This is a genomic window from Methylobacterium sp. CCH7-A2, from assembly GCF_001557075.1.
In the GTDB taxonomy this organism is placed as follows: domain Bacteria; phylum Pseudomonadota; class Alphaproteobacteria; order Rhizobiales; family Beijerinckiaceae; genus Allobosea; species Allobosea massiliensis.
In genome coordinates this window covers 1-567 of sequence record NZ_LSKN01000035.1, presented here as the reverse complement: position 1 = coordinate 567, position 567 = coordinate 1, and the positions used below count along the sequence as shown (strand labels likewise).

Genomic DNA, 567 nt, shown 5'->3' with positions numbered 1-567 from the left:
TGAGCTTGCGGCGGGAGAGGAAGGTGGCGAGTGCCGGGTTCTCGCGGCAGCGGCCGAGAGAGCCGAGCGTCGCAGGCGCGGGCGTCGCCGCAGCGGCGGCCGGCGCCGCCTCGCCCGCCTCCTCCACCAGCGCCTTGACCTGCCGAAGCGTGTCCTTGCCGCCCGGCGCGCAGAGATTGAGCCGTGCCTCGGCGCCCGAGGCGATCGCCGCCGAATAGGTCTCGCAAAGATAGCCGCACTGGCCGCAATCCTGCTGGGCCATGGCGGCGAAGAGCCGGCGGGGGAGAGGCTTGCCTTGCGCGAGCTGCATCCGCTCGGGCAGCGCCATCGAGGGATCATGCCAGGGCGCACCGTCATCCTCGACCTGGCCCATCACAGCGGCGTTCTGCGCCGGAGACAGCGCGGTGACGCCGACGTTGTCGAGCGAGAGCAGCCCCGCGAAGAAGCCGTTGAGCCAGGAGCGCTGTTCCTCGCTGAACGGCGCGGTCTCCGGCAGGACCTGGACGATGGGGCTGGCAGTCTGGACGGTCATGCAGCATCCCCCGTCTGCGTGACGAGCGCCTTCAG

Annotated in this window: 1 pseudogene; it reads right to left on the bottom strand. The window is 71.3% G+C overall.

Going from position 1 to position 567, the window contains the following annotated elements:
- Positions 1-532: pseudogene (locus AX750_RS03355) on the bottom strand ((Fe-S)-binding protein); the annotation flags it as partial.
- Positions 533-567: the final 35 nt, after the last annotated feature.